Source organism: Paenibacillus cucumis (ex Kampfer et al. 2016) (assembly GCF_019748695.1).
GTDB lineage: Bacteria > Bacillota > Bacilli > Paenibacillales > Paenibacillaceae > Paenibacillus > Paenibacillus polysaccharolyticus.
The window spans coordinates 1-218 of the sequence record NZ_JACLIC010000068.1 but is presented as its reverse complement, the minus strand read 5'-3'; the positions used below and the strand labels follow the sequence as shown (position 1 = coordinate 218).

1 protein-coding gene is annotated in these 218 nt (G+C 44.0%); it reads left to right on the top strand.

Going from position 1 to position 218, the window contains the following annotated elements; translation table 11 throughout:
* Positions 1-218 (top strand): integrase core domain-containing protein (locus tag H7T88_RS28460; protein ID WP_221791735.1); only part of this gene is annotated, 218 nt, incomplete at both ends.

Genomic DNA, 218 nt, shown 5'->3' with positions numbered 1-218 from the left:
ACCGAGCCAAAGCTCGTGATTCGTACCGATAACGGCCCTCAGTTTATAAGCAAAGCGTTTTATAACTTCTGTGAAGAAGCAGGTTTAGAGCATGAGCGGACACCCGTTCGAACACCGAATAAAAATGCTTTTATTGAATCGTTTCATAGTGTTCTGGAACGTGAGTGTTACCAGCGACATTGTTTCGAAAGCTACGAAGAAGCCTTTTCCGAGGTAGA